The sequence below is a fragment of the Lactobacillus sp. ESL0701 genome, assembly GCF_029433445.1.
Classification (GTDB): Bacteria; Bacillota; Bacilli; order Lactobacillales; family Lactobacillaceae; genus Lactobacillus.
This window is the reverse complement of sequence record NZ_JAQTIC010000006.1, coordinates 89,260-115,155: the sequence shown is the minus strand read 5'-3', so window position 1 is coordinate 115,155 and position 25,896 is coordinate 89,260. Positions and strand designations below refer to the sequence as shown.

26 protein-coding genes and 1 riboswitch are annotated in these 25,896 nt (G+C 41.5%); of the genes, 21 read left to right on the top strand and 5 right to left on the bottom strand.

Features of this window, described 5'->3' with window-relative positions:
• The first annotated feature begins 133 nt into the window (after positions 1-133).
• From PT281_RS05950 to PT281_RS05885, 14 genes are all read left to right on the top strand, one after another.
• Positions 134-598, top strand: coding sequence for a MarR family transcriptional regulator (locus PT281_RS05950; RefSeq protein WP_277152891.1), 465 nt, complete (start codon positions 134-136; stop codon positions 596-598).
• A 3-nt stretch (positions 599-601) separates the two neighbouring features.
• Complete coding sequence (locus tag PT281_RS05945) at positions 602-1,567, top strand: beta-ketoacyl-ACP synthase III (protein WP_277152889.1); 966 nt, start codon at positions 602-604, stop codon at positions 1,565-1,567.
• A 23-nt stretch (positions 1,568-1,590) separates the two neighbouring features.
• Entirely contained in the window at positions 1,591-1,839 is a 249-nt protein-coding gene (locus PT281_RS05940; RefSeq protein ID WP_277130883.1) for an acyl carrier protein, read from the top strand.
• Between the two features lie 3 nt (positions 1,840-1,842).
• Complete coding sequence (fabK, locus tag PT281_RS05935; protein ID WP_277130882.1) at positions 1,843-2,796, top strand: enoyl-[acyl-carrier-protein] reductase FabK; 954 nt, start codon at positions 1,843-1,845, stop codon at positions 2,794-2,796.
• Positions 2,797-2,798: 2 nt separating this feature from the next.
• Positions 2,799-3,725: an ACP S-malonyltransferase gene (locus PT281_RS05930; RefSeq protein ID WP_277152887.1), complete on the top strand. Its 927-nt coding sequence runs from the start codon at positions 2,799-2,801 to the stop codon at positions 3,723-3,725.
• Positions 3,725-4,459 (top strand): 3-oxoacyl-[acyl-carrier-protein] reductase, encoded by a 735-nt coding sequence (gene fabG, locus PT281_RS05925; protein ID WP_277152885.1) that lies wholly within the window; start codon positions 3,725-3,727, stop codon positions 4,457-4,459. Before PT281_RS05930 ends, fabG begins: the two co-directional genes overlap by 1 nt.
• Before the next feature lie 12 nt (positions 4,460-4,471).
• Positions 4,472-5,704: a beta-ketoacyl-ACP synthase II gene (gene fabF / locus PT281_RS05920; protein WP_277152884.1), complete on the top strand. Its 1,233-nt coding sequence runs from the start codon at positions 4,472-4,474 to the stop codon at positions 5,702-5,704.
• Positions 5,705-6,127 carry a biotin/lipoyl-containing protein gene (locus PT281_RS05915; RefSeq protein WP_277152882.1) on the top strand — a complete coding sequence of 141 codons (423 nt, stop codon included), beginning with the start codon at positions 5,705-5,707 and terminating at the stop codon, positions 6,125-6,127. It abuts the gene before it with no gap.
• 12 nt (positions 6,128-6,139) lie between these two features.
• The gene (gene fabZ / locus PT281_RS05910) at positions 6,140-6,586 is read left to right on the top strand and encodes a 3-hydroxyacyl-ACP dehydratase FabZ (protein ID WP_277152880.1); all 447 of its coding nucleotides are present in this window, start codon (positions 6,140-6,142) and stop codon (positions 6,584-6,586) included.
• A gap of 10 nt (positions 6,587-6,596) precedes the next feature.
• Positions 6,597-7,973, top strand: coding sequence for an acetyl-CoA carboxylase biotin carboxylase subunit (locus PT281_RS05905; protein ID WP_277152878.1), 1,377 nt, complete (start codon positions 6,597-6,599; stop codon positions 7,971-7,973).
• Entirely contained in the window at positions 7,973-8,824 is an 852-nt protein-coding gene (locus PT281_RS05900; protein WP_277152876.1) for an acetyl-CoA carboxylase carboxyltransferase subunit beta, read from the top strand. The genes PT281_RS05905 and PT281_RS05900 overlap by 1 nt, the downstream gene beginning before the upstream one ends.
• The gene (gene accA, locus PT281_RS05895) at positions 8,814-9,584 is read left to right on the top strand and encodes a carboxyltransferase subunit alpha (RefSeq protein ID WP_277152874.1); all 771 of its coding nucleotides are present in this window, start codon (positions 8,814-8,816) and stop codon (positions 9,582-9,584) included. Before PT281_RS05900 ends, accA begins: the two co-directional genes overlap by 11 nt.
• A gap of 167 nt (positions 9,585-9,751) precedes the next feature.
• Complete coding sequence (locus PT281_RS05890; protein WP_277152872.1) at positions 9,752-11,893, top strand: ABC transporter permease subunit; 2,142 nt, start codon at positions 9,752-9,754, stop codon at positions 11,891-11,893.
• A complete protein-coding gene (locus tag PT281_RS05885; protein WP_277152870.1) occupies positions 11,890-12,627 on the top strand; it encodes an amino acid ABC transporter ATP-binding protein in 738 nt (245 codons plus the stop codon). Before PT281_RS05890 ends, PT281_RS05885 begins: the two co-directional genes overlap by 4 nt.
• Before the next feature lie 715 nt (positions 12,628-13,342).
• On the opposite strand, the gene PT281_RS05880 is transcribed toward PT281_RS05885, so the two are convergent.
• A complete protein-coding gene (locus tag PT281_RS05880; protein ID WP_277152868.1) occupies positions 13,343-14,533 on the bottom strand; it encodes a nucleoside transporter C-terminal domain-containing protein in 1,191 nt (396 codons plus the stop codon).
• A gap of 246 nt (positions 14,534-14,779) precedes the next feature.
• On the opposite strand from PT281_RS05880, the gene deoC reads away from it, so the two are divergent.
• The 5 genes from deoC (at position 14,780) to PT281_RS05855 (ending at position 20,268) form a co-directional block, all read left to right on the top strand.
• On the top strand, positions 14,780-15,433 hold the full coding sequence (gene deoC, locus PT281_RS05875) for a deoxyribose-phosphate aldolase (protein WP_277152865.1): 654 nt from the start codon (positions 14,780-14,782) through the stop codon (positions 15,431-15,433).
• A 19-nt stretch (positions 15,434-15,452) separates the two neighbouring features.
• Positions 15,453-16,640 (top strand): phosphopentomutase, encoded by a 1,188-nt coding sequence (locus PT281_RS05870; protein WP_277152863.1) that lies wholly within the window; start codon positions 15,453-15,455, stop codon positions 16,638-16,640.
• A 186-nt stretch (positions 16,641-16,826) separates the two neighbouring features.
• Positions 16,827-17,774 carry a sugar-binding transcriptional regulator gene (locus tag PT281_RS05865; protein WP_277152861.1) on the top strand — a complete coding sequence of 316 codons (948 nt, stop codon included), beginning with the start codon at positions 16,827-16,829 and terminating at the stop codon, positions 17,772-17,774.
• A gap of 17 nt (positions 17,775-17,791) precedes the next feature.
• Positions 17,792-19,090 (top strand): pyrimidine-nucleoside phosphorylase, encoded by a 1,299-nt coding sequence (locus PT281_RS05860; protein ID WP_277152859.1) that lies wholly within the window; start codon positions 17,792-17,794, stop codon positions 19,088-19,090.
• A gap of 107 nt (positions 19,091-19,197) precedes the next feature.
• Positions 19,198-20,268, top strand: a complete 1,071-nt coding sequence (locus PT281_RS05855) for an ATP-binding protein (RefSeq protein WP_277152857.1) — start codon at positions 19,198-19,200, stop codon at positions 20,266-20,268.
• A gap of 54 nt (positions 20,269-20,322) precedes the next feature.
• On the opposite strand, the gene thiW is transcribed toward PT281_RS05855, so the two are convergent.
• The 3 genes from thiW to PT281_RS05840 all read right to left on the bottom strand — a co-directional run bounded on the left by thiW (position 20,323) and on the right by PT281_RS05840 (position 22,332).
• Complete coding sequence (thiW, locus tag PT281_RS05850; RefSeq protein WP_277152855.1) at positions 20,323-20,832, bottom strand: energy coupling factor transporter S component ThiW; 510 nt, start codon at positions 20,830-20,832, stop codon at positions 20,323-20,325.
• A gap of 64 nt (positions 20,833-20,896) precedes the next feature.
• Positions 20,897-20,988: riboswitch (TPP riboswitch) on the bottom strand.
• A gap of 64 nt (positions 20,989-21,052) precedes the next feature.
• A complete protein-coding gene (locus PT281_RS05845) occupies positions 21,053-21,697 on the bottom strand; it encodes a histidine phosphatase family protein (protein ID WP_277152853.1) in 645 nt (214 codons plus the stop codon).
• A 20-nt stretch (positions 21,698-21,717) separates the two neighbouring features.
• On the bottom strand, positions 21,718-22,332 hold the full coding sequence (locus PT281_RS05840; protein ID WP_277152851.1) for a matrixin family metalloprotease: 615 nt from the start codon (positions 22,330-22,332) through the stop codon (positions 21,718-21,720).
• 152 nt (positions 22,333-22,484) lie between these two features.
• Here PT281_RS05840 and helD point away from each other — a divergent pair, with 152 nt between their 5' ends.
• Together helD and PT281_RS05830 are read left to right on the top strand one after the other, a co-directional pair.
• Complete coding sequence (helD, locus tag PT281_RS05835) at positions 22,485-24,779, top strand: RNA polymerase recycling motor HelD (protein WP_277152849.1); 2,295 nt, start codon at positions 22,485-22,487, stop codon at positions 24,777-24,779.
• Positions 24,780-24,791: 12 nt separating this feature from the next.
• On the top strand, positions 24,792-25,238 hold the full coding sequence (locus PT281_RS05830) for a GNAT family N-acetyltransferase (protein WP_277152847.1): 447 nt from the start codon (positions 24,792-24,794) through the stop codon (positions 25,236-25,238).
• Positions 25,239-25,278: 40 nt separating this feature from the next.
• Here PT281_RS05830 and PT281_RS05825 read toward each other — a convergent pair whose 3' ends face one another.
• A complete protein-coding gene (locus PT281_RS05825) occupies positions 25,279-25,839 on the bottom strand; it encodes a GDSL-type esterase/lipase family protein (protein ID WP_277152845.1) in 561 nt (186 codons plus the stop codon).
• Between the last annotated feature and the right edge of the window lie 57 nt (positions 25,840-25,896).

The following is a 25,896-nucleotide window of genomic DNA, read 5'->3' as shown; positions in this document are numbered from 1 at the left end:
GTTTGCAATATCATACTGCCATAAAATACTTTGATGTTTAAAGTAATTTGGAGGGGATGTTAATTAGCTCAAATAAGCAAGATTAAGCTAACAAAACATGTAATTTATTATTTGAATAAAAGGGGCAGTGGAAGTGGAAGCTAATTTAAAAGAAATAAATAATTTACTGACGACTGTTTATACCGACATCATGCATGTAGAAGAACGGGAGCTACATAAAAGTGAATTTAAAGATATTTCGATTAAAGAGGTTCACGCAATTGATGCCATGACGATGTATGATCACAAGACGAGCTCGCAGCTGGCTAAAGAGCTGATGATTACCGCGGGCACTGTTACCACGATGGTTAATAACTTAGTGCGTAAGGGCTACGTTGTCAGAATCCACGGTAATGATGACCGCCGAGTTGTGCGGCTCGGGTTGACCCACCGCGGGCGGTTGGTTTACCGGGCACATGATTCGTTTCATCGCTACATGGTAAAGAAGTTTCTTCATGGCTTTGATGACAGTCAGATTGCGATTATTGAACGCGCCTTGTTGAACTTGCGCGCCTTCCTAGAATTTCCACCCCAAATAGACGGCAAAAAGGAGAAGTAATAAATGGGTCTAAAAATAACACAGACCGCGCATTATGTTCCTCCTAAAGTGGTAACTAATGATGATCTTGCGGCCATGATGGACACTTCGGATGAATGGATTTCCTCAAGAACAGGAATTAAACAGCGTCATCTTGCACAGCAAGAACAAACATCGGATTTGGCTATTAAAGTAGCCAAACAATTGCTTAAGCAAGCCAATTGTTCAGCTGACCAAGTGGATTTTATTATTGTGGCAACAATGTCGCCAGATTATCTAACACCGTCGACAGCTGCAATTGTTCAGGGTGCCATTGGTGCTAATGGAGCCTTGGCATTCGACTTAAACGCTGCTTGTTCAGGCTTTGTTTATGCCTTAGCCGCGGCTGATAAATTACTAACAACTTATCGGCGCGGGATTGTCATTGGTGCCGAGGTCTTATCCAAATTGGTTGATTGGCAGGAACGGTCAACAGCCGTTTTGTTCGGCGATGGTGCCGGTGGGGTCTTAGTTGAGCAAAGTCCTGAGCAATCATTGATTGCCGAAGACCTTACCACTTATGGTCAAGAGGGCAGCACCTTAACTGCTGGTTATCAGCCGGTTAATTCTGCTTTTAATAAGGATGAGGCTGCTGCTCATAAACATTATTTTGAGATGGATGGGCGAGCTGTTTACCGGTTTGCGACCCATGAAGTACCTAATTCAATTGAACGTGCCCTGGCTAAGACTGACTGGCAGCTAGCTGATGTTGACTGGTTTGTTTTACACCAAGCTAACGGTCGGATCTTGACTTCAATTGCACATCATTTGGGTGCAAACGAGCAGAAGTTTTTGAGTAATGTTGCCAAGTACGGCAACACCTCGGCTGCCAGTATCCCGTTATTACTTGATGAAGCAGTTGCGGCTGGTAAGATTCAGCCGGGACAGAAATTAATCTTAAGCGGCTTTGGCGGCGGTTTAACTGCAGGTACTATTGCAATTATTTTTTAACGAATTAAAAGGAGTTTTTTAACATGACAGATGAAGAAATTTTTAACAAAGTAAAAGAAATTATCGTTGATGAAACTGGTGAAGATGAAGAAGCTGTTACCTTAGAAGCTAACATCAAGGATGACTTAGATGCTGACAGTTTGGACATTTTTGAAGTAATCAATGAACTTGAAGATGAGTTTGACATCAAGATTGAAAGTGAAGAAGGTATTGAAACTGTCCAAGACCTAGTTGACTTTGTTAAAAAGCAACTAGCTGCGAAAGAAGGTTAGTTCATGGAATTAACGCCATTTATGAAAAGCCTCGGTCTTAAATACCCGATCTTTCAGGGTGGAATGGCTTGGGTTGCCGATGGAAAATTAGCTGCCGCGGTTTCTAATGCTGGCGGCTTAGGAATTATTGGTGCTGGTAATGCCCCAGGCAGCGTAGTTGAAGAAGAAATTAAAGTCGCTAAAAGCCTGACTGATCGACCGTTTGGTGTCAATGTGATGTTACTATCACCATACGCTGAAGACGTGGTAAAAGTGATTTTGGCTCATCAAGATAGCATTGCTGTTGTTACAACTGGTGCCGGTAATCCTGGTAAGTATGTTGCCGACTTTAAGAAGGCTGGAATTAAAGTGATTCCAGTTGTTGGTTCTGTTGCTTTAGCGCGCATGATGGAACGTGTTGGTGCTGATGCGGTCGTTGCCGAAGGAATGGAGTCCGGCGGTCATATTGGTAAGTTAACCACAATGGCTTTAGTACCGCAGGTTGTCGATGCCGTGAATATTCCAGTTATTGCAGCCGGTGGGATTGGCGATGGTCGCGGCATGGCTGCTGCCTTCATGCTTGGTGCCCAAGGAGTACAGATGGGTACGCGGTTCTTAGTCGCTACTGAGTCTAAAGTTCACCCTAATTACAAGAAGGCCGTTTTAAAGGCAAAAGATGCCAGCACGATGGTTACCGGTGATTTTGCGGGTCATCCATCACGGGTCTTAAAGAACAAGATGTCTAAGAAGTACATTAAGCTTGAAAAAGCTGAGGCACTCAAGGATAATCCAGACTTTGCGCAATTAGAAGAATTGGGCAGTGGTAGTTTACGCCGAGCTGTAATTGACGGTGATACTGATACAGGTTCATTTATGGCTGGTGAAATCGCTGGAATGGTTGAAAAAGAAGAATCAGCAGCTGACATTTTGAATGATGTTTACACGCAAGCTGATAAGTTATTGAGTGGCAAGAATTAACGATGATTGGCTTATTATTTAGCGGTCAAGGTGCTCAAAAAACGGGCTTGACGCAAGATCTTTATGAAACAGTTCCAACATATCGCAAGGTCATTGACCAAGCCGCGACGATTTTGGACTTTGATTTACCTAGTTTATTGTTTGATGAAAGCCAAGCTTCTAAACTTGCGTCAACGCGTTATTGTCAGCCGGCAATTTTAGCCATCAGTTATGGTTTGTACCAACTGATTGAAGCTAATTTGCCGGAAGCCAAATTCGGTATTGGTTTAAGTTTAGGTGAATACAGTGCTTTGGCAGCCAGCGGTCATGTTGATTTCGCGACGGCTCTGCGGCTGATTAAACGTCGCGGCGAATTGATGCAGCAGGCTAGTGACAATACACCAAGCAAGATGGCAGCTGTGATGAAGGCTGATCTGGCTGATGTTCAAGCTGCCTGCAAAGAAGCAACGAGTTTAGGGGCGGTTGGTGTTGCCAACGTTAATACTCCCCAACAGATCGTTATTGGTGGTGCCACTACTGCGGTTGACCAAGTTATTAGTGAACTAACAGCTGCTGGCAAGCGGGTTGTCCCGCTAAAGGTTAGCGGTGCTTTTCATACACCAGTAATGGCACCAATTCAAGCTGATTTAAACGCTGAATTGCGTACAGTTGATTGGCAAGCGGGGACTTTTCCTGTTTACAGTACCACCACGCAGATGGTATTTTCACCAGAAAATCTGACTGCTAATTTAACGCAGCAGTTAGTCTCAACTACCTACTTTGCTAAGACATTGTCTGAACATAAGGCTGATCTGACTGCGGTTATTGAAGTCGGGCCTGGTAGAACGCTCATTTCGTTTGCGCGCAAACTTGACCGTAAATTGCCAACTTATCGCTTGGACAGCAGCGTAGAACTGCAAAAGACCATTGCGGCATTGGAGGCACATTAATGGATTTAAAAGATAAAGTAGTCCTAGTCACGGGGAGTTCACGTGGCATTGGCTTAGCGATTGCAAAGGCTTTTGCTCAACGTGGTGCCAAAATTGTTTTAAACGCCCGCAAGCCAATTGCACCAGAGGTACTAGCTGAATTTGAACAGTTTGCGACACCGATAATTGATATTAGCGCGGATGTTACAAATCCCGAGTCAGTTAAAGACATGATCGCGCAGATTATCGCACAATTTGGTCAATTAGATGTTGTGGTTAATAATGCTGGCATCAATAAAGATGGTCTGCTTAACCGCATGTCTGAAGCTGATTTTAATGCGGTTTTGCAGACTAACCTAGTAGGGACATTTAACGTAATTAGGCAGGCTTTGCGACCAATGTATAAGCGGCGTTCGGGCTGCTTTATTAATTTGGCTAGTGTTGTTGGCTTAACCGGTAATATCGGTCAGGCTAACTACGCTGCCAGCAAGGCCGGCATAATTGGCTTGACTAAGTCTGTTGCTAAAGAAGCTGCTTTACGCAACTTGCGCTGCAATGCGATTGCGCCGGGCATGATTGATACACAAATGACGGCAGCTTTAAGTGAAAAGCGGCAAGAAGAAATTGCCCAGCAGATTCCACTTAAGCGGTTTGGTCAAATTGAAGAAGTTGCCGAGACAGCAGTTTTTTTAGCACAAAACGATTACATTACGGGGCAAGTTATCACCGTTGATGGCGGCCTGACAATGCAGTAAGGAGAAGGGTTAATGACAAGAGTTGTAATTACGGGGATGGGCGCATTGACGCCCATTGGTAATGATGTAGCCAGCTTTGAAGCCAGCATTAATGCGCAAAAAGTTGGTTTTAAGCCAATTACATATTTTGATGCTTCCGCAACCGGTGTTACTTTAGCTGGTCAACTAGATAACTTTGATCCGCTGGTTCATTTGAAGAAAAAAGATACCAAAAGAATGGATCTTTTTACGCAATATGCGGTTTATGCGACTGACGAAGCAATGGAACAGTCTGGCATTAATGCCGAAAATACAGACAGCAACCGCTTTGGTGTTATTTGGGGCTCTGGAATTGGCGGCTTGACCACCATTGAGCAGCAGACCATCAAGATGCATGACAAGGGAATTGACCGCTTGTCGCCAATGTTTATTCCAGTTTCGATTGCTAACATGGCGGCCGGCAATCTCTCAATTCGCTATGGTGCCCAAGCAATCAGTACGACAATTGTAACTGCTTGTGCTTCTGGAACCAATGCGATTGGCGAGGCTTATCGGCAGATTAAGGAAGGTCGCTGCGACGCGATGATTACCGGTGGTTCAGAAGCCGCAATCAACGCTGATGGAATTGGCGGCTTCGCGGCTTTATCAACCTTGTCCAAAGAAACGGATCCAGCTAAGGCAAGTTTGCCGTTTGATGCAAACCGTTCTGGCTTTGTGATGGGTGAAGGTGCTGGTTCACTAGTTCTTGAATCCCTTGAACATGCACAACAGCGTGGTGCAACCATTTTGGGCGAAATTGTTGGTTATGGTACATCTTCTGATGCTTACCATATTACCTCGCCAGATCCAGCGGGAACGCAAGCAGCGCGGGCAATGCAATTGGCAATTGCGGAAGCTGGTATAACGCCTAATGAAGTTGGTTATGTTAATGCTCACGGTACAGCTACTCAAGGCAATGATTCGGCTGAGTCCAAGGCAATTAATCAAGTCTTTGGTTCCGCTAGTTCGGTGTTAGTTTCAAGTACCAAGAGTATGACTGGGCATCTTTTGGGTGCTGCTGGTGCAATTGAGACCATTGCTAGTGTAGCGGCAATGAATTCGGGTCAATTACCTGTCAACGTTGGACTTACTGAACAAGCACCAGAATGTCCAGTGAATTTGGTTACAGCAGAGAATCGCAACTGCCAAGTTGATTACACGATCAGTAATTCGTTTGGCTTTGGCGGCCACAATGCGGTTTTAGCATTAAAAAGGTGGGCTAATTAGATGACTTTTGAGGAAATTCAAAAATTAATAAAACAGGTTAATCAAAGTAACATCACCAAGTTAAACTTGGATTTTGACGGTGGGCACATTGATATTGATAAAAAGCAGGAAGTAGTTGCTTCGGCTTCTAGTGCTAGTCTAGCGCCAGTTGAAAAACAATCTGCTCCCGCTGTTCCCGCAAAGTTGCCCCAAGTTAAATCGCCGCTAGTTGGCATTGTCTATTTGCAAGCTAATCCAGATGAAGCACCATATAAACAAGTGGGCGACCATGTGGAAAAGGGCGACGTAGTCTGCGTGATCGAAGCAATGAAGATGATGACTGAGGTCAAGAGCGACGTTAGCGGCACAATTAGTGAAATTTTGGTTGCTAATGAAGACGTTGTTGAGTACGATCAGCCGTTATTTACGGTAACGCCAGAATAGAGAGTGATGAACATGGTAGAACAGGCAACCCCGCAAACACTTGATATTACACAAATTGAAGAGATTATACCGCACCGCTATCCGATGCTTTTAGTTGATCGGGTACTGGATTATCAAGCCGGCAAGTATGCAATTGCGCGTAAGAACTTAACAATGAACGAAGCCTTTTTCCAAGGACACTTCCCAGGTAATCCGGTAATGCCAGGGGTTTTAATTGTTGAAGCACTGGCCCAGACTGGTGCGATTGCTCTATTGACCCTTCCAGAATTTAAAGGTAAAACCGCTTATTTTGGCGGGATTAAGAAGGCTCGTTTTCGCAAGATGGTGACTCCTGGTGATAGTCTGCGTTTGGAAGTTGAATTAGATAAATTACGTGGCAATGCTGGAATTGGTAAAGCTAAGGCGACAGTTGACGGCGAAGTTGCTTGCACGTGTGAATTAACGTTTGCGATTCAGTAGGGTGTGAAAAATGTTTGAAAAAGTATTAATTGCTAATCGCGGTGAGATTGCAATTCGAGTTATTCGCGCTTTACGGGAGATGGGAATTAAGTCAGTTGCCGTTTATTCGACAGCGGATAAGGATGCCCAGCACGTTAAAGAAGCGGATGAGGCAGTTTGTATCGGTGCCCCGCAACCCGCTGACTCTTATTTGAAGATGGAAAACATTGTCAGTGCCGCGATTTTAACTGGCGCGACTGCCATTCATCCGGGTTACGGCTTTTTGTCAGAAAGTCCTGAATTTGCCCAATTATGCGAAAAGTGCCATTTGACTTTTATTGGTCCGAAGTCGGAAACGATTGCGTTAATGGGCAATAAGGCTAATGCCCGTGAAGCAATGCGCCAGCACCAAGTGCCCGTTATTCCCGGCAGTCAGGGCTTTGTTAAGGATAGTGCTGAAGCGTTAGCAGTAGCTAAAGAAGTTGGCTTTCCGGTAATGCTTAAGGCAGTAGCTGGGGGCGGCGGTAAAGGAATTAGGCAAGTGAATAAACCTGAGGATTTGCCTAATGCTTTTGCTCAAGCACAAGAAGAAGCGCGTTTATCCTTTGGCGACGGCAGAATGTACGTTGAGAAGATTATTTCGCCGGCTAAGCATATCGAAGTTCAAATTATTGGCGATCAGAATGGTCATGTCGTGGCACTGCCTGAGCGTGACTGTTCAATGCAGCGTAATCACCAAAAGGTAATTGAAGAAACGCCTTGTTCACAAATTAATGACCAAGAGCGTGCTTATTTGCAGGAAATTGCGATTAAGGCTGTTCAGGCAATCAAATATGAGAATGTCGGAACAATCGAGTTCCTAATGGATCCAGAACACCATTTTTATTTTATGGAAATGAACACGCGGATTCAGGTTGAACACTCAATTACTGAGGAAGTAGCCCACGTTGATTTAGTCAAAGAGCAGATTAAGATTGCAGCGGGCATGGATCTGACAATAACGCAAGATCAGGTTAAGGTCCACGGCGCTGCTATTGAAGCCCGAATTAATGCGGAAAATCCGGCGAAAAACTTCCAACCACAAGCCGGTACGATTAAGCAGATGTCTTTGCCGGGCGGTTTAGGTATTCGGATTGAAAGCGGCGTTAACAGTGGCGATACTGTGTCACCATTTTATGATTCAATGATTATTAAAATCATTGCTCATGCCACGGATCGTCCACTGGCTATTCGCCGGTTAATTGATGCCTTAAATGAGTTTCAGGTTACTGGTTTGACAACTAACCGGGTATTTTTAGTTGAATTGCTGCAAGACAAGGTCTTTAATGCTGGTAATTATTTAATTACTTATTTAGACCAAACTTTTTTGCCGCAATACATTAAAGAAGCGCAAAAGGAGGACAAATAATGGCTGCTAAGTTTGCCCGCCATCCTAAGCAGGCGTTGAAAGATTACGAGGAAAAAGTCCCGAAGGGTATTTTTCGCTATTGTCAAAAATGTGGCGCTAAATTTTACTTCGCCCGTGCAGGTAAGTACCATGTTTGTCCTAATTGCGGTTACGGCTTTCGTGTGACTGCGCGTCAGCGGTTAAAGATGCTAACGAAGCAATTTACGGAATGGGATACAGATTTAACAACGACAGATCCCTTAAAGTTCCCCGGTTATCAAGAAAAACTGACCAAGGCACGTGAACAGACTAAATTACAAGATGCCGTGTTAACTGGTCAAGCCGAAATTAGGGGTCAGCAAGCTGCCTTAGGGATTATGGACCCAGCCTTTATTATGGGCAGTCTTGGCACGGCTAACGGCGAACGAATAACACGCTTGTTTGAAAAGGCTACGGAGTTAAGTTTACCTGTAATTATGTTTACCGCTTCTGGTGGAGCCCGAATGCAGGAAGGTATTCAATCGCTAATGCAAATGGCCAAAATTTCGCAGGCGGTTAATGACCATCGCGCGGCTGGTCTTCCTTATATTGTTGTAATTATGGATCCGACAACTGGTGGGGTAACCGCCAGCTTTGCTTCGCAAGCCGATATTATTTTGGCTGAACCCAAGGCGATGGTAGCATTTGCTGGTCGCCGCGTTATTGAGCAGACAATTCATAAGAAGTTGCCACAAGGGTTTCAAAGTGCTGAAAATGCTTATCAAAATGGCTTTGTTGACGCAATTGTGCCAAGGTCGCAGCAGGTGGATAAGTTAGGGCAGTTATTGACGATTTTTGCTGGACAAAAGTGGAGAGGCGCTAATGGAGAGTAAAAAAATAGCAGCCATTATGGCTGGCGCGCGTGAAGATAGCAAGACTGATATGCGGGCACTGATTAATCAATTGTTCCCCGACTTTTTTGAAATGCATGGTGATCGCGCTGCCGGTGATGATGCGGCAATTGTTGGCGGTTTTGCTAGTTGCGGCGGGCGCAGCGTCTGTGTGATTGCAACTAATAAGGGTAAGGACATGCAGGAGCGTTTGGCGACTAACTTCGGTAGTCCCGAACCGCAAGGCTATCGCAAGGCACTGCGGATCATGAAGACAGCTGAAAGTCTCAACTGTCCGATTATTACACTGATTAATACACCAGGAGCTTATCCCGGTGCTGATGCCGAAGCAAGTGGTCAAGGGCAGATTTTAGCCGAAAATATTAGCGCAATGTTACAATTAAAGGTACCATTGTTAGCAATTATCATCGGCGAAGCCGGTTCTGGCGGTGCCTTAGCTCTAGCATGCAGCGATCAAGTTTGGATGCTGGAACATAGTATGTATACCGTGGTTTCGCCAGAAGGCTTTGCTTCAATTATGTGGAAGGATGGTCAGCGTGCGCAAGATGCCGCGCAACTAATGCATATTGAACCAGAATGGCTTAAGAAGCAGGGCGTAGTTGAGCGCGTTTTACCGGAAAATATCCTGGCTGACAATGCTTCTGCCTTGAAGCAACTGATTAATGAGCAATTAATTGACTTTGACCAAATTGGGTTAGAGCAGTTATTAGCCCAGCGTCATGCACGTTTTCGCAAATTTTAAGAGAATTAACGAACTTCGCTTAGTAGTTGAAGCTCGTTTTTTAATTTTCTTATTAGATTGGCTGTTGATTACCATCCAAGCTAATAAGTATGGTAAGATGAATAGCAAGTTATACATTTGTTTTTGATTAAATATATAATTTAGTTTTAATTTTGGGAGCGAAGTTTATGCACAAAAAATTGCAAAAAAGCTTTTTTGGGATGATAATCCTGGGAATGATGTTGATGTGCTTTAGCATTTTTGCGACAAAAGCAGATGCTAAAACCTATGAAATTGGGACGGACGTGACCTATCCGCCGTTCGAATTTGCCAATGATAATAATAAATATGTTGGTATTGATATTGACATTATTAATGCTGTGGCCAAAGAAGAAGGCTTCAAAGTTGAAACTAAGCAAGTTGGTTTCAATGGAGCAGTACAATCCGTGCAGTCTGGTCAACTAGACGGGATTATTGCTGGGATGACGATTACCAAGGAGCGGCAAGCCAAGTTTGACTTTAGTACACCGTACTTTAAGACTGGGGTTGTCATGGCCGTTGGTAAGAATAGTAACATCAAGAGCTTTGCTGATTTGAAGGGTAAGCGGGTGGCTATTAAGACTGGTACCGCAGCTGCACAATATGCAACTAGCTTGAAGAAAAAGTATGGCTTTAAGACAGCTACCTTTGATGATTCCGACAATATGTATCAGGATGTTTTAACTGGTAATTCTGTTGCCTGTTTTGAAGACCAACCAGTCATGCAATATGCCATTAACCAAGGCATGAAGCTGAAGATTGTCACTAAGGCAGCTAATACTGGCTGGTATGGTTTTGCGGTTAAAAAGGGTACCCATCCAGAATTAATCAAGAAGTTTAATGCTGGTTTTGCCAAAATTAAGGCTAATGGTACTTATAACAAGATTGTGGGTAAGTATCTTGGCAGTAAATTAAACCCAGACTTGAAGGGTAAGACTTTTACAATTGGTACAGATGTAACTTTCCCACCATTTGAATTTGCTAACGCCAATAATCAGTACATCGGCATTGATATTGATATTTTGAAGAATATTGCCCAAGAGCAAGGCTTCAAGGTTAATATCAAGCCGATGGGCTTTAATGGTTCACTGCAAGCACTGGAATCCGGTCAGATTGACGGAATGATTGCGGGAATGTCAATTACACCGGAGCGTGAAAAGAAGATTGACTTCTCTGATCCATACTTTATGTCGGGAGTTATTATGGCAACCTCGACTAAGGGTAAGATTACCAAGTTATCACAATTACGTGGTAAAAAGGTTGCGATTAAGACTGGGACAGCTGGCGCTCAATACGCTAATAGCATTAAGAAGAAGTATGGCTTCAAGACAACAACGTTTGATGATTCTAACAATATGTACCAAGATGTGTTGACGGGTAACTCAGCTGCTTGTTTTGAAGACCAACCGGTCATGCAATATGCTATTAAAAAGGGTACCAAGTTACGCATTGTGACTAAGCCTGCAGTTAAGGCACCATATGCTTTTGCGGTTAAGAAGGGGCAAAATAAGGCATTGCTGGCTGCATTTAATGCTGGTTTGAAAGACTTAAAGTCCAGTGGTACTTACGATGATATTACTGCTAAGTATCTAGGAACTACTGATAAAAAAGTTGCTGATAATGGTCAAGGTAATGAAGACCGCAGCTTTGTTGGTTTACTTAAGCAAAACAAGGATGCATTATTGTCCGGCTTCGCGGAAACAATGTGGTTAACAGTCGTTGCGATTATCTTTGCTACAATTTTTGGCGTTTTGGTTGGTCTATTGGGTGTTCTGCCGAATAAGTTCTGCAATAGTCTTTCCAGCACTTTGATTTACATTTTCCGGGGAATGCCGCTCTTAGTTTTGGCATTATTCATTTACACGGGAATCCCAAGTTTAACCGGACAAAAGATTCCCGCCTTTGTCGCTGGTGTTCTAACGTTAACCTTAAACGAAGGAGCCTATATTGCTGCCTTTGTTAAGGGGGGAATTAATGCCGTTGATTCTGGGCAAATGGAAGCTGCGCGCTCATTAGGATTGCCGTTTGGCAAGGCGATGCGCAAAGTTATCTTGCCGCAAGGAATCAAGATTATGGTGCCGTCATTTATCAACCAATTTATTATTACCTTGAAGGATACCTCAATCTTATCAATTATCGGTATCCTAGAATTGACGCAAACAGGTAAAATTATTATCGCGCGGAACCTTGAAGGCTTTAAGGTTTGGACAATTATCGCGGTAATTTACTTAATTGTTATTACATTGCTGACTTGGTTATCAAATTGGGTACAAAAGAGGACGAATGTATGAGTGCGAAAATAGAAGTAAAGAATTTAGTTAAAAATTATGGCAGTAATGAAGTTTTAAAAAATATTGATTTAACTGTTGATGATAACGAAGTTGTTGTTATTATCGGGCCGTCTGGTTCTGGTAAAAGTACTTTATTGCGGACACTTAATAAACTTGAGGAGCCAACTTCAGGAACTGTTGTTGTTGATGGCATTAATATTGCCGATCCTAAGACTGACATGAACAAGGTGCGCGAAAATATTGGCATGGTGTTCCAGCACTTTAACTTGTTTAACAATTTGTCAGTTGGTGATAATATTATGCTGGCTCCTGTGGAGTTAAAGAAATTGGACAAGGCTGCTGCTAATAAACAAGCTAAAAAATTGCTTGAAACTGTTGGTCTAGCTGATAAATTTGACGCCACTATTCAGTCATTATCAGGTGGTCAGCAGCAGCGGGTGGCAATTGCGCGAGCACTAGCAATGAATCCTGACGTGATGCTCTTTGACGAGCCGACCTCGGCACTTGATCCAGAAATGGTCGGAGACGTTTTGGCTGTTATGAAAAAATTAGCTAAAGAAGGAATGACAATGGTGGTTGTCACTCACGAAATGGGCTTTGCCAAGGAAGTTGCCGATCGCGTGGTCTTTGTCGCTGATGGTAAGATATTGGAGCAGGGGACACCTGAAGAGATGTTTGACCACCCACAGAATCCGCGTCTGCAGGACTTCTTGGATAAGGTCTTGAATGTCTAATAATTGAATAAACTAAAAAGCGAACCTTGAAAGAGGTTCGCTTTTTTTAGTTGCGAGTATTGTGTTTACCAATGACAACAAAAAAGCAGTCTATTGTGACTGCTCCAGGTACCTTGCGATTGATAAGGTCGCTTGTACACTTACATGGATGATTAGCCATGTACTACTATTCTTAAAGTTATTATAGCATGTTTTCTAAGATCTGATAAACTTAAAAGGTACGCTTTTGGCGCACCTACTTGAAAGACTGATTATCTTTCGTAATGAGGAGGTGAAGAAGATGTTTGGTCAGATCGTACTACTATTCTTACTGTACTCTGTGCTTTCAAAGGCTGAGCAGGTGTTGAGTGACATTCTTGTCATACTTGATAAACTACTCAAGTAGTATAGTGAAAGACGCAAGATATTCTTGCGCCTTTTTTGTTATCATTTTGCATTTTGCCAATAATAACAAAAAAGCAGTCTATTGTGACTGCTCCAGGTACATTGCAAGTAGCTAACTTACATGCACACTTTGTTTTTATACAAGACGTACGTGTATAAATTTTCATCTATAAAAATTATATCATAATTTTTATTGTTATGATTGTCTAACCTATTAAAATTGTATTTTTTTAAATGTTAATTTAGAGCGACTAGATATAAACAGGAACATTAATGTTCCTGTTTTGTTGAGAAAATTAGAGTTATTTTTTCAAAAGCTGTTGTATATAAGTTAGAAGTAAAGCCCAACAATGGTACCAGTTAGAATTGAGGCTAATGTTGCTCCTAGGAGCAATTTCATTGAGAATTTAGAAACTAACGTTCCGGATTTTTGACTGATAGATCTGATTGAACCGGTAATAATCCCAATAACACTAAAGTTAGCGAAGGATACTAGATAAGAAGAAATGATTGCATTGGCCTTTGGTGATAGAGTAGCCGCAATTTTATTTAGTTCACCTAGTGCCACAAATTCGTTAGTTAAAATCTTGGTTGCCATCAACCCGCCGACTTTGGTAATGTCTGCTGCAGGTACGCCCATCAGGTAGGCAATCGGGGCAAAGATATAACCCAAGAAGTTAGTAAAGCTAATATGGAAAATCAGGGCAAAAGTATTATTTAAAAAGGTAATTAGGGCAACAAAGCCGATTAACATGGCAGCAACGGTAACAGCCAGTTTAAAACCGTCTTGAATATAATTGCCGACAACTTGGAAGAATGGTTCTTTTTCAATGCCAGTTTCAATGTTGTTAATTGAAATATCTTCAGCTGAGACATCGTATGGATTAACAATACAAGACACGATTAAGGCAGATAAGATATTGAGAAAGACAGCAGTTACTACGAATTTGCCGGGCACGAGCTGCATGTATGAAGCTAGTACAGCCGCGGAAACAGCACTCATGGCTGAGGCACAGATAGTATAGAGCCGTTTTTCGTCAAGTTTAGGAATAATATCTTTAATCGTTAAGAAAACTTCGGGTTGACCTAAGATTGCCGTCGATACGGCAAAGTAACTTTCGAGTTCGCCCATACCAGCTAGTTTATTGAGGATAAATCCGGTCCATTTAATAATAAAGGGTAAAATCTTAAGGTAATTAAGGATACCAACTAGTGCGGAAATGAAGACAATGGGCATCAAAACGTTAAGAAAGAAAACGGAGGCTCCCTTTTGAATAACTAGACCGCCGAAGACGAAGTTGACCCCGCCAGCTGCTTGAACCATTAGCCAACTGAAGAAATTGGAAATGGCTGCCATTGTGCTGACCCCGCCAGAAGTTTTAAGACATAAAAACGAAATTATTAATTGCAAAATGAACATTACAGCCATTTTGCGGTATTTAATATGCTTACGATCATTGCTGACGAGCCAGCCAATGATAAATACGAAGGCTAGACCAGTTATTAAAAATAAAAATTGCATATTTAACCTACTCTTACTTTCAACTATAAATATCTATTCAAAATTAATTATTGCTTTATTAATAAGCGCTTACATTAATTTGCTAATTAGTTTACCATGATTTTTATTAATTGTAAATATTTTTATTGAAATTATGTTCAAGAAGTAAACATTCGCCTTAAGAATGTTTCTTAAACAAATGTTCAAGTAAAAGCATTTACATTTGTAAAAAACGAGTTATACTTTAGGCGAAAGGAGTTGTTAAATATGGATAAAACAACATTAGCAAAATATTTAGATCATACACTTTTAAAGCCAAATGCAACTAAGGAGGAGATCATCCAAATTTGTAATGAGGCTAAGCAATACAACACGGCTTCTGTCTGTGTTAATTCCTACTGGGCAAAGCTTGTCACTGAAGAATTAGCAGGTTCAGATGTTAATACTTGTTGCGTTGTTGGTTTTCCTTTGGGAGCAATGAGCAGTGAAGCAAAAGCGTTTGAAGCTACAAAAGCAATTGCAGATGGCGCCGAAGAAATTGATATGGTAATTAACGTTGGTGAATTGATTGCCGGTAATGATGATGCCGTACTTGCTGATATTAAGGCAGTAGTGGCCACTGTTCACCAGGAGAACAAGTTACTTAAGGTCATTATTGAAACTTCATTTCTTAACCACGATCAAAAAGTACGCGCTTGTGAGCTTAGTGAAGAAGCGGGTGCTGACTTTGTTAAGACTTCAACCGGTTTTAGTTCCGCAGGTGCAAAGGTAGAAGACGTTAAATTAATGCGTGAAGTTGTTGGCGACCGTTTAGGTGTTAAGGCATCCGGCGGAATTCATTCTTACGATGAAGCAATGGCAATGATTGAAGCAGGTGCTAGTCGTTTGGGTGTCAGTGCAACCTTGCAAATTTTGTCTTAATTATGACGAGGCTTAAAAAATGAAATATAAGCGTATTTTTGGGTTAGTAATGGACTCCATTGGTACTGGTGAAGCACCAGATGCCGCTGATTTTGATGATGTGGGTGCTGACACATTAGGTCATATTGGCGAATACTTTAAGGGCGACTTAAAGTTGCCTAATTTTGCCAAGTTGGGTTTGTCTAACTTGCGGGACACGCCAATTGCCGGTGTTCCTGTTCAAGATAAGCCCGTAGGTTACTTTGGTAAGATGCAAGAAGTATCTGTCGGTAAGGATAGTCTTGATGGTCACTGGGAAATGATGGAAATGCCAGTAATGCAGGAATTAAGCTTTTTCCCGAATGGCTTTCCGGATGAATTATTAGACAAGATTGCGGCATTTTCAGGTCGTAAAATTGTGGGTAATCGTCCAGAATCTGGGACAAAGATTATTGACGAATTGGGCGAGCACCAAATGGCAACAGGTGACTTGATTATCTACACTTCGGGTGATTCAGTCTTGCAAATTGCAGCCCATGAAGACGTGATTCCGGTTGAGGAACTTTACCGTATTTCTCGTTATGCCAGAAGTTTGGTCAATGGTCCTAAGTATCGCGTTGGTCGAATAATCGCGCGGCCATATGTTGGCAGTGGTAAAGGTCACTTTACTAGAACCGCCAACCGGCATGATTTTACCCTAGAACCAACTGGAAAATCAGTTTTGGATTATTTGCAAGATGCTGGTTACCATACAATTGCTGTTGGTAAGACAATGGATATCTTTTCAGGTCATGGCATTGATGAAAATTACCATAATGAAAGCAATATGGACGGCATGGATCATGTTGACCATGTAATGAAGGAAGACTTTACGGGCTTTTGCTTCATTAACTTAGTTGACTTTGATGCCATGTATGGTCATCGTAGAAACACAATTGGTGATGGCGAAGCTTTGATGGCACTTGATAAGCGACTAGGAACTGTAATGAACAACATGCATGACGATGATTTGTTAATTATCACGGCTGATCATGGTAATGATCCAACTTACAAGGGAACCGACCATACCAGAGAATATGTTCCGCTACTTGCTTATTCGCTAAGTATGAAGAATCCTGGCAGTCTGGGTACACGCGAAACATTTTCTGATTTTGGCGCGACTGTTTTAGCTAATTTTGGTGTTAAGGGCAATGATGTTGGTACAAGTTTTTTAAATGATTTGCAATAAAAATATTAGAGTAATTCTTTTGTAGCCAGTTTTAGTGATTAAGTAATGGAATCAATGTTTGATCAGCTGTTTCAAGAGTGACATTTTAATATATTGGTTAATTTTATACAGGATTATGGTAAAATTATTAAGCTGAATAAACTTGGATTTTTCGGCAATAGTTACGATAATAATGGAGAAATTTAAATGGCTGATAAATATGATAAAAAGAAATTGGCACAGAGTGCGGCCATTGCTAGACTTTATTATGAAGATGACTTGGATCAAACTGAAATAGCAAAGCAGGTTGGACTTTCACGACCAACGGTTTCACGGTTATTGAAATTAGCACGTGAAACAGGAGTAGTTAAGATTCAAATTTCTAATCCATTAATTAACGAAGATCATTTAAGTGACCGCTTATCAAAGAAATTTAATTGTAAAATTTCAGTTGTTCCCAGCAACTTCAATGGTGAATTAACAGCTCTTGATGGTGTTGGTGCTTATACGGCGCAATATCTAATGCGCCTGATTAAGCCGCATGATATTGTTGGTCTTGGCTGGGGAGAAACCATGCATATGGTGGCAACCAACTTAGAAAAGCGCGCCGTTTCTGACGTACAGGTTGTCCAGCTCAAGGGCGGCGTCAATATCAATAATGAGGAGACATACGCTGATGAGAGTGTAACCGAGTTTGCCAATGCTTTTGGTGCCACGGCGCATTTTTTACCGCTGCCGCCATTTTTTGATAATAAAGTTACTAAAGAAATTGTTGAAAAAGATCGTTTTATTAACAAGACATTGCAACTTGGTCGGGCTGCAAATATTGCGGTTTATAGTGTTGGGACGGTGCGCAAGGATGCACTGCTGTTTCAATTAGGCTACTTCAATAAAACGCAGAAAAAACAGCTGCAGGAAAAGGCAGTGGGTGATATTGTCTCACGCTTTATTGATCGTGATGGTAATATTGTTAGTCGCGGGCTTGATGAACGTACTGTCGGCATTGAACTGAGTGATTTAAAATCGAAAAAACATTCGATTTTAGTTGCTAGTGGCATTTTAAAAGCGCCGGTTGTCTACGCCGTTATTAAAGCAGGATACGCAAACGAACTTATTTTAGATCAGGCAATTGCACAAGAATTACTCACCTATTAATAATGAGGTGAGATGCCATGAGAATGGTAGATATAATTGATAAAAAGAGAAATAAGCAAGAATTAACCGACGCTGAAATTCAATTCTTTGTTGATGGTGTCGTTAGTGGTGAAATTCCAGACTATCAGACAAGCGCGTTGTTGATGGCGATTTTCTTTAATAATATGACTGACCACGAACGCTCAACGTTAACGTTAGATATGATGAATTCTGGTGATCATCTAGACCTATCTGGAATTCCGGGAATTAAAGTTGATAAGCACTCAACTGGTGGTGTTGGTGACAAGGTTAGTTTGCCGCTGGCAGCGATGGTTGCTGCTATTGGCATTCCGGTACCAATGATTTCTGGACGTGGTCTAGGTCATACTGGTGGTACGCTTGATAAGCTAGAAGCAATTCCTGGTTTCAAGGTAGAAATTGGCGAGCAGGATTTTATTGATCAAGTTAAGCAGGAAAAGTTGGCAATCATTGGTGCCACAGGTAATATCGCACCGGCAGATAAGAAGATTTATGCTTTGCGGGATGTCACTGATACTGTTGATTCAATTCCGTTAATTGCCAGTTCAATTATGAGTAAAAAAATCGCATCAGGAACTGATGCGCTGGTAATTGATGTTAAGACTGGTTCTGGTGCCTTTATGAAGACTTTGTCAGAGTCCGAAGAATTGGCTCATGCCTTAGTAGAAATTGGTAAGGGTGTCGGTATGAAGTGCATGGCACTGATTTCTGATATGAACCAGCCACTAGGCAACAAGGTCGGCAATACCTTAGAAATTGAAGAAACGCTTGATCTGCTTAAGGGTAATGGTCCACAAGACCTACTTAACCTAGTCCTAACTCTTGGCAGTTACATGGTTGTCTTAGGGCAAAAGGCAGAAACAGTTGAAGAAGCCCGTAAAATGCTTGAAGCGACAATTGCTGATGGGTCAGCTTTAGATCGGTTTAAGGCAATGATAATTGCTCAAGGCGGCGATAGCAGTGTGATTGATGATTACAGTGTTATGCCGCACGCGCAATTTAAGATTGAACTGCCTGCTAAGCAAGATGGTTACTTAGCACAACTATCAGCTGATGAAGTTGGGATTGCCAGCATGAAACTCGGCGGCGGTCGTGAAAAGGCTGACGACCAGCTTGACTATGGTGTTGGAATCGAATTGCACAAGAAGGTTGGCGACAAGGTCAAGAAGGGCGAATCCTTATTGACAATTCATGCCGATAGTTCAGATGTTGCTGAAGTTCAAGAGATGCTTTACAATTGCATCAAAATTGCGGATGAAGCCAAGCCTTACCAAATGATTTATGAAGTAATTGAATAATTAAAAATAGCGTAATTAGATTGCAGGTCAGTCTGATTCACGCTATTTTTATTGGCAAAAAGTCTAAAATAAAAATCAAAGTCTAAAAAAGTCTAAAAGGAGAATTTATGATTAATCCGTTTAATCCAACTTTTGGTGATGTACCGCCAATTTTTTTGGATAAAAACAAACAGGTAAATGATTTAGTAAAATTGATTAAGAAAAGTCAATTTTCGCGTTCTTTTTTTATCACAGGTGTCCGTGGTTCTGGCAAAACAGCATATTTAACCCAGTTAGCAAAACAATTTAAACAAGATGATAATTGTTATTATGTTGATTTGCTTAATCGTAGTGGTATTTTAACGAGCTTGGCACATAAGTTAGATCATCAGGTTCATTCTAAAGCAAATAGGCTATTTAACAGTCTCAATTCTTTGAGTTTGGGTGGTGTATCAATTAGCCGTGAAATTGAAGTTCCTGAAGTTGATGAGATTTTGGAAGACTTAATGTCCGAAATTAAGCAAGAAGGGAAATTTGTGGTTGTCACGATTGATGAGGTAAATAATTCTAAGGCAATTCAAGACTTTGCCCAAGTTTATAATTCACTTAAGCGAGCTGAATATCCAATTTACGTTGTAATGACCGGATTGCCTGACCTTATTTTGGATATTCAAAATGAAGATAAACTGACTTTTTTGCTGCGTTCAGAAAAAATAGTAATGATGTCGTTGAACGCTGCGGATATGGTGAATACTTATCAAAAAGTTTTTGCGTGCTCCTTAACTGTTGCAAGCAAAATGGCACAGATGACTAAGGGTTACTCTTATGGCTTTCAATTATTGGGTTGGCTGTATTTTGAAGAGTTAAATGGTCGTGAACCAACTATAGAAGTATTAAACGAAGTTAAAGTACAATATCAACTAAAGCTTTTTGAGAATGCTTACCAAAAGATCTTGAAGGGCTTGTCGGAAAATGATCGTCAATATTTGATAAATGTTAATGACCATTGTAAGTTCAGTGATGTTGTTGCCAAAATGAAGAAGACCAAGGGCTATGTCTCACAATATCGGCGTCGAGCATTAGAGCGGCAGTTAATTACTCCAAGTGGTCACGGTTATGTTGATTATACGTTGCCATTTTTTGGTGAATATTTAAAGCAAATCCAAAATCCAGATTCGGTATATTATTTGGGTTATTAATTATAATTATTCTTAGTAAAAAACGACAGCCCCTATAAGGAGCTGTCGTTTTTTCTAGAAAAATAATTGCTGGATTTTTTGGAATTGCTTTGCCTTGTTTAAGCTTAATAGAACAATAGTGGCAACTACTGATCCGATAACAGCAGCCCCGATAAAACGCGGGGTGTAGACAAACCAATACAGGTTATTGGAGCTGCCTGTGAACCAGACCATGACTGGATAAGAAAGCAGCGAGCCGATAATTCCGGTACCGATAATTTCGCCGAGACAGGCTGCCCAAATTTTTCTAGTTAATTTATAAAAAATCCCAGCTAATGCCGCGCCAAAGATGGCACCAGTCAGTGCCAGCGGCGGAATCCCCATGATTAACATTCTGATAATTCCGCATAAGGTTGCCATAATTGTCACGTAAACAGGTCCCAGCATGGTAGTGCCAATAATGTTGATGACACTGGACATGGGCGCCATTCCTTCCACGCGAAAGATCGGCGATAATACCACGTCTAGTGCAATCATAATTGCCAAAATAGTAAGTTTTTCTGTCTGTTTTCTCTTATTAGTCATTTCTAACTCCCTACTTCTAACAAGCGCCTACAAAAAAATCCCATTCGCGCATAGCGAACGGGATTTTGCTTAATTAGCCTATCCCTTGCGCTAGTATTATCTAGATCAGGTTCATGGGTTTAATCTCAGCTTAAATAAGCACCCCATAGACTCTTGTATATTAATGTTAATTTGATTATAGACTTTCAATGATGAAAAGGAAAGTACAAATTCTATTTTCTTATAGTTTCATTTGATTATATGATGTGATTTTTCTTTGCTTATCAGTCATCGTCATCATGGTAATTGACGCGTTACGCGGACCGCTGGTAACATCAAAATTGCCAAACCGCTCGGCAATACTACGAATAGTAAAGCCGTGAGTTACTAACAAAATATTTTCGGCACCATCAAGCTGACTGATTAAGTCAAACCCCTGGTCAAGGCGGTGCCAATATTCCTTGGCATTTTCCGCATCATGAAACGGATCAGCTTCCTTAATCCAGTCGGTTGCCGTATCAATTGATTCGTTCTTGAACAGATCATAGTGGGTCTTATAGCCGTGAGGTCCACCAATCATTTGCCAGGCCATGTCAGTATCCATTCCTTCAAAGTAACCGTAGAAGTGTTCGCGAAACAGCGGGGTGGCAAGATGTTGGATTTCATCACGGTTAACATTGTGCTTAATGATAATGTCGCAAGTATCGCTTGCCCGCTTTAAGTCGCTAGAGATGGCGATATCAAAGGGAATATTCTTTAGTGTTTCTCCTGCCTTGTCGGCACCAGCAATGCCGTCTTCGGTTAGGGGAGTATCACACCAGCCCTGCATCTTGTTGTAACGGTTAATATAAGTTTGTCCGTGGCGGACAATGTAAATTCGCTTCATTTTTAAACTCCTTACTCTAATTATTTTTCGTGATAAATTTGTTTAACTTTTGCGATATCCTGTGGCTCAATTGGGTAAACAGAGCCGGCAGGATACATAACGGACTTGCCATTATTGTGTTTGAGGCCGATGGCGTGTCCCAATTCATGCTCGACGGTGTTGACAATACGCTGATAAGAATAAGCATACATAAGATTCTGCAGATAATAAACATTTAATTGGATTTTTGCTTTATTAAGCAGCTTGGTCTTGTGATTGTAAGTGATACTTGCTTGACCGGCGGCTTTGGTATCGGGGTCAAACATCGGCTCAATTGTGATCTGGGCATTTTTCTTCTTGCTGGTTTCAGTAAAGGTAAAGCTATCAGTGTCATTCCAAGCACTGATAGCAGCTTGAGAGGCCTGAGTTAATTGCTGGTTATCCGCCAAATCAAGATAAACTTTGGCGGAATTTTTTGACCAGTGACAATTTTTGCCCGCATTTTTAGCAGTTTTACTTACCTGATGTGTTTTGGCTAGGACCACATGGCTGGGTGTCTTAGCGGGTCTAATTGCCGGGATAAACGTGCTGCCTAGAGAAATCCCAGCGACTAGTGCACAAGATAATTTACGTAAAAAATGTAAAATATTTTTCATAATAAAGACCATCTCCAATATAGAAAATTATAGAAGTAAATTGGTTGATTTTCACTACTTTTTAATAATCTTAGTAAAAGAGTTTTAAGAATTATATATTAAGTTCGTTTCATGTTAAAATAGTATGCAAGTTTTGAAGAACAGGTGACTTTATGACAAAAGCGATGGATGAAAAACAGTTTGAACAGAAGCATCTCGACGGTATCTTAAAGATGATTAAAGAGCGGCGAGGAGAATTAACTGCGGCAATTAAATCAGCTGAAGGTGAAGCGCGGAACCTTAATTCGCACTTCTTCGATGATGTCCGCTTAGATTATGACGGCTATTCCACCTCAATGGAAACGGCGCTCTCGATCCACCAGCAGCAACAATTGCTTGATGAACGTGAGAATGCTTGGCAGCATTCTGCCAAACAGTTAGGGACGGTTCAAAGACTGGAAAAGAAACCATATTTTGCCCGGGTGGATTTTAAAGAAGGCAGTGAAAAACCAGAAACGATTTATATTGGTTTGGGTTCATTTGCGGACAAGGATAACCACTTCTTAATTTATGATTGGCGGGCACCGATTTCTTCAATTTATTATGACGGCAAGCTAGGGCAAGTTTCGTATTTGTCCCCAGATGGTGAGATTACCGTTGACATGACGAAGAAGCGGCAATTCATGATTGAAGATGGTCAAATTGTAAACATGTTCGACACCAATGAATCAATCGGTGACCAAATGCTCTTAGAGGTGCTGGGTGAAAAATCCAGCACCCAGATGAAGTCAATTGTGACGACAATTCAGCGTGAGCAAAATAAAATCATTAGAAATACTAGTGCTGATTTGTTGTTTGTCCAAGGAGCCGCGGGGTCAGGGAAGACATCAGCGATTTTGCAGCGGATTGCGTACCTGCTTTATCGGTATCGGGGCAATTTGACCAGCAGCGACGTGATTATGTTTAGTCCCAACCAATTGTTTAATGACTATATTAAAAATGTGCTGCCGGAAATGGGCGAGCAAAATATGGTTCAAATGACTTATTGGCAGTTCGTGGCGCGGCGGTTGCCAGGGATGGACGTAGAAAACCTGTTTGACCAGTTTGAGGATCAGACTGCTGATACGGCAATTGGCAAGTTTAAGGATTCTACGGCTTTCTTTAAACTGGTAACGCGGTATGCTAAACATTTGAACAAGCAGGGGGTTGTCTTTAAGGATATCTTTTTCCGGAATAAGAAGCGGCCATTCTTTGCTAAAGAAAAAATTAACGAGCTTTACTATTCATATAACTCTAATTATAATTTAAATAATCGGATTGACGCAACGCGTGAAGAATTGATTAAGACGCTTAATCGTAAGATTAATGCAGAAACCAAGAAGTCTTGGGTGTCAGAAGCCATTGAAAGCTTGAGTAAAGAACAGTTAAATGCCCTTTATGATCGTCCAGACCAAGAGTTTGAATCTGAAGAAAAAGAAGAAAAATTCTTGGGTCGTAAGATTGTAGTTAAGGCCTTGGACAAGGTTTACCAGCAGATTCGCCGTAATAATTTTATTAATATGCGGGCACAATATTTGAGCTTTTTGCGGGCAGTTCCGAAAATGACTGACCTGAATAAGTGGCAGATTAGTGCTAGTGATTGGGCTAAGCACGTTGAGGATGTGAAGGCCAGCTTTAAAAAGCATTACATCCACATGAATGACGTTTCGGCTTACTTATATCTGTATGATTTAATTACCGGTCGCCACGTTAATTATGAGATGCGTTATACTTTTATTGATGAAATTCAGGACTATACGCCGTTTCAATTGTGCTATTTGAAGTATAACTTCCCGCGGGCCAAGTTTACGATGCTCGGCGATTTGAACCAGGCGATTTTTACAAAAGATGAAAGCCGCAGCCTATTAAAGCAGATTAGTGGGTTGTTTGACCCAGAGAAGACGACGGTAGTGCAATTAACCAAGTCCTACCGGTCAACCAAGCAATTGACCGACTTTACCAAGCAAGTTTTGCGGCAAGGTGAAAAGATTGAATCCTTTAATCGGCAGGGACCAAAGCCTGTCTTCTGGCAGAGTAAGAATGATAATGCGGCAATTGCGGTTTTAGAGCAGGTCTTGCAGGATAATACTGCTGGCAAAGTGACCACGGCAATTATTACTAAGGATCTGGCAAGTGCCAAGTTTGTCAGCCAAAAACTGCAAGATGACGGTGTTAAGGCAACGTTAATTGCGACTGCCAACCAGCGGCTGGTTGATGGTACCTTAGTTATCCCATCATATCTAGCTAAGGGGTTAGAGTTTGATGCGGTTGTCATGTGGGATGCTTCTAAAGCCAGCTACGATCAAGAAGATGAAATCCAACTGGTTTATACAATTACTTCACGTGCAATGTACAAGCTTGATTTGATTTATACGGGAGAAAAGAGTCCGTTACTCGCGGTTGACCCGCGGACGTATGAGGAAAAGTAGGAGGCAGTGCTAATGGCACAGGAAAAATTTACTTTTAAAAAAATTGACGAAATGTCAGGTCGCGAAATGTTTTGTATCGCCCGCTTGCGAATCAATACTTTTGTAACCGAACAAGAAATTACCGTGCCAGAATTAGACGATGAAGATTTAACAGCGATCCAAGTTTACTTGTTAAATGAGGATCAGACGATGGCATTAGCTGTTTGCCGGATTTTTCAAGAAGACGGCAAGTGGATGCTGGGTCGAGTTGCCGTTGCCAAAGCAGCTCGCGGTCAAAAGCTGGGCAGTAAAATGATGGCGCAGGTTCACGCATATTTAAAAGACCGCGGTGCTGATCGCTTATATTGTCACGCGCAATGGCAAGCTAAGCCATTTTATGATTATTTGGGCTATAAGGTTCAGGGCGAGCCGTTTGATGAGGCTGGCATTAAGCATACAATGATGTATTACGAATTATAATAATTAAAAAACTCACGTAATTACGTGAGTTTTTGTTTGCTTATTTTTCTTTAATTGCGCTAGCTACTAGATTAATTAAAACCTCGTTACCTAAGTCAGAAAAGTGTTGCCCGTCTGTTTGATAGTAGGACCCAATCTGCGGCAACTTGCTAAAGTTAGCAATTAAATCAATAAAGGGAATGTTATGTTCTAGTGCTGCTTTTTGCGCGATTTGGTTATAACGGTTCAAAGTTTCCTGCGTGTAATATTGCATAATCGTTTTGTTTTTGGGATTAGGATAAGAAGGTCCAACGAGCAAGCAGCGACTAGCGCCGATTGCGGTAATCATTTTTTGTAAATTTTGGGCATAAAGATTGCTGGGCACCCCCCAAGTAGCAGCTGAATCGTTAGTGCCAAATTCTAAGACAACTAGGTCGGCATCTTCATCAATCAGCGGCAGCCGCATTAAGCCGTCGGCAGTAGTAGCGCCGCTTTGGGAAAGATTGGTTACGTGGAAGTCGCTACCAAGAGCTTTTTGTAAACCATTAGTAATTAAGTTAGTGTCGCGACCATTACAGTACCCGTTAAATAACGAGTCGCCAAATAAAATTATATTTTTCATCTAAGTCTCTTTTCGTTTTTTATTAAAGCTTAAACATTTTAGTGTTAATATTTATTT

Coding starts and splice junctions, on each gene's coding strand:
- PT281_RS05945 (WP_277152889.1), top strand. CDS start 602: ATGGGTCTAAAAATAACACAGACCGCGCATTATGTTCCTCCTAAAGTG.
- PT281_RS05940 (WP_277130883.1), top strand. CDS start 1,591: ATGACAGATGAAGAAATTTTTAACAAAGTAAAAGAAATTATCGTTGAT.
- fabK (WP_277130882.1), top strand. CDS start 1,843: ATGGAATTAACGCCATTTATGAAAAGCCTCGGTCTTAAATACCCGATC.
- PT281_RS05930 (WP_277152887.1), top strand. CDS start 2,799: ATGATTGGCTTATTATTTAGCGGTCAAGGTGCTCAAAAAACGGGCTTG.
- fabG (WP_277152885.1), top strand. CDS start 3,725: ATGGATTTAAAAGATAAAGTAGTCCTAGTCACGGGGAGTTCACGTGGC.
- fabF (WP_277152884.1), top strand. CDS start 4,472: ATGACAAGAGTTGTAATTACGGGGATGGGCGCATTGACGCCCATTGGT.
- PT281_RS05915 (WP_277152882.1), top strand. CDS start 5,705: ATGACTTTTGAGGAAATTCAAAAATTAATAAAACAGGTTAATCAAAGT.
- fabZ (WP_277152880.1), top strand. CDS start 6,140: ATGGTAGAACAGGCAACCCCGCAAACACTTGATATTACACAAATTGAA.
- PT281_RS05905 (WP_277152878.1), top strand. CDS start 6,597: ATGTTTGAAAAAGTATTAATTGCTAATCGCGGTGAGATTGCAATTCGA.
- PT281_RS05900 (WP_277152876.1), top strand. CDS start 7,973: ATGGCTGCTAAGTTTGCCCGCCATCCTAAGCAGGCGTTGAAAGATTAC.
- accA (WP_277152874.1), top strand. CDS start 8,814: ATGGAGAGTAAAAAAATAGCAGCCATTATGGCTGGCGCGCGTGAAGAT.
- PT281_RS05890 (WP_277152872.1), top strand. CDS start 9,752: ATGCACAAAAAATTGCAAAAAAGCTTTTTTGGGATGATAATCCTGGGA.
- PT281_RS05885 (WP_277152870.1), top strand. CDS start 11,890: ATGAGTGCGAAAATAGAAGTAAAGAATTTAGTTAAAAATTATGGCAGT.
- PT281_RS05880 (WP_277152868.1), bottom strand. CDS start 14,533: ATGCAATTTTTATTTTTAATAACTGGTCTAGCCTTCGTATTTATCATT.
- deoC (WP_277152865.1), top strand. CDS start 14,780: ATGGATAAAACAACATTAGCAAAATATTTAGATCATACACTTTTAAAG.
- PT281_RS05870 (WP_277152863.1), top strand. CDS start 15,453: ATGAAATATAAGCGTATTTTTGGGTTAGTAATGGACTCCATTGGTACT.
- PT281_RS05865 (WP_277152861.1), top strand. CDS start 16,827: ATGGCTGATAAATATGATAAAAAGAAATTGGCACAGAGTGCGGCCATT.
- PT281_RS05860 (WP_277152859.1), top strand. CDS start 17,792: ATGAGAATGGTAGATATAATTGATAAAAAGAGAAATAAGCAAGAATTA.
- PT281_RS05855 (WP_277152857.1), top strand. CDS start 19,198: ATGATTAATCCGTTTAATCCAACTTTTGGTGATGTACCGCCAATTTTT.
- thiW (WP_277152855.1), bottom strand. CDS start 20,832: ATGACTAATAAGAGAAAACAGACAGAAAAACTTACTATTTTGGCAATT.
- PT281_RS05845 (WP_277152853.1), bottom strand. CDS start 21,697: ATGAAGCGAATTTACATTGTCCGCCACGGACAAACTTATATTAACCGT.
- PT281_RS05840 (WP_277152851.1), bottom strand. CDS start 22,332: ATGAAAAATATTTTACATTTTTTACGTAAATTATCTTGTGCACTAGTC.
- helD (WP_277152849.1), top strand. CDS start 22,485: ATGACAAAAGCGATGGATGAAAAACAGTTTGAACAGAAGCATCTCGAC.
- PT281_RS05830 (WP_277152847.1), top strand. CDS start 24,792: ATGGCACAGGAAAAATTTACTTTTAAAAAAATTGACGAAATGTCAGGT.
- PT281_RS05825 (WP_277152845.1), bottom strand. CDS start 25,839: ATGAAAAATATAATTTTATTTGGCGACTCGTTATTTAACGGGTACTGT.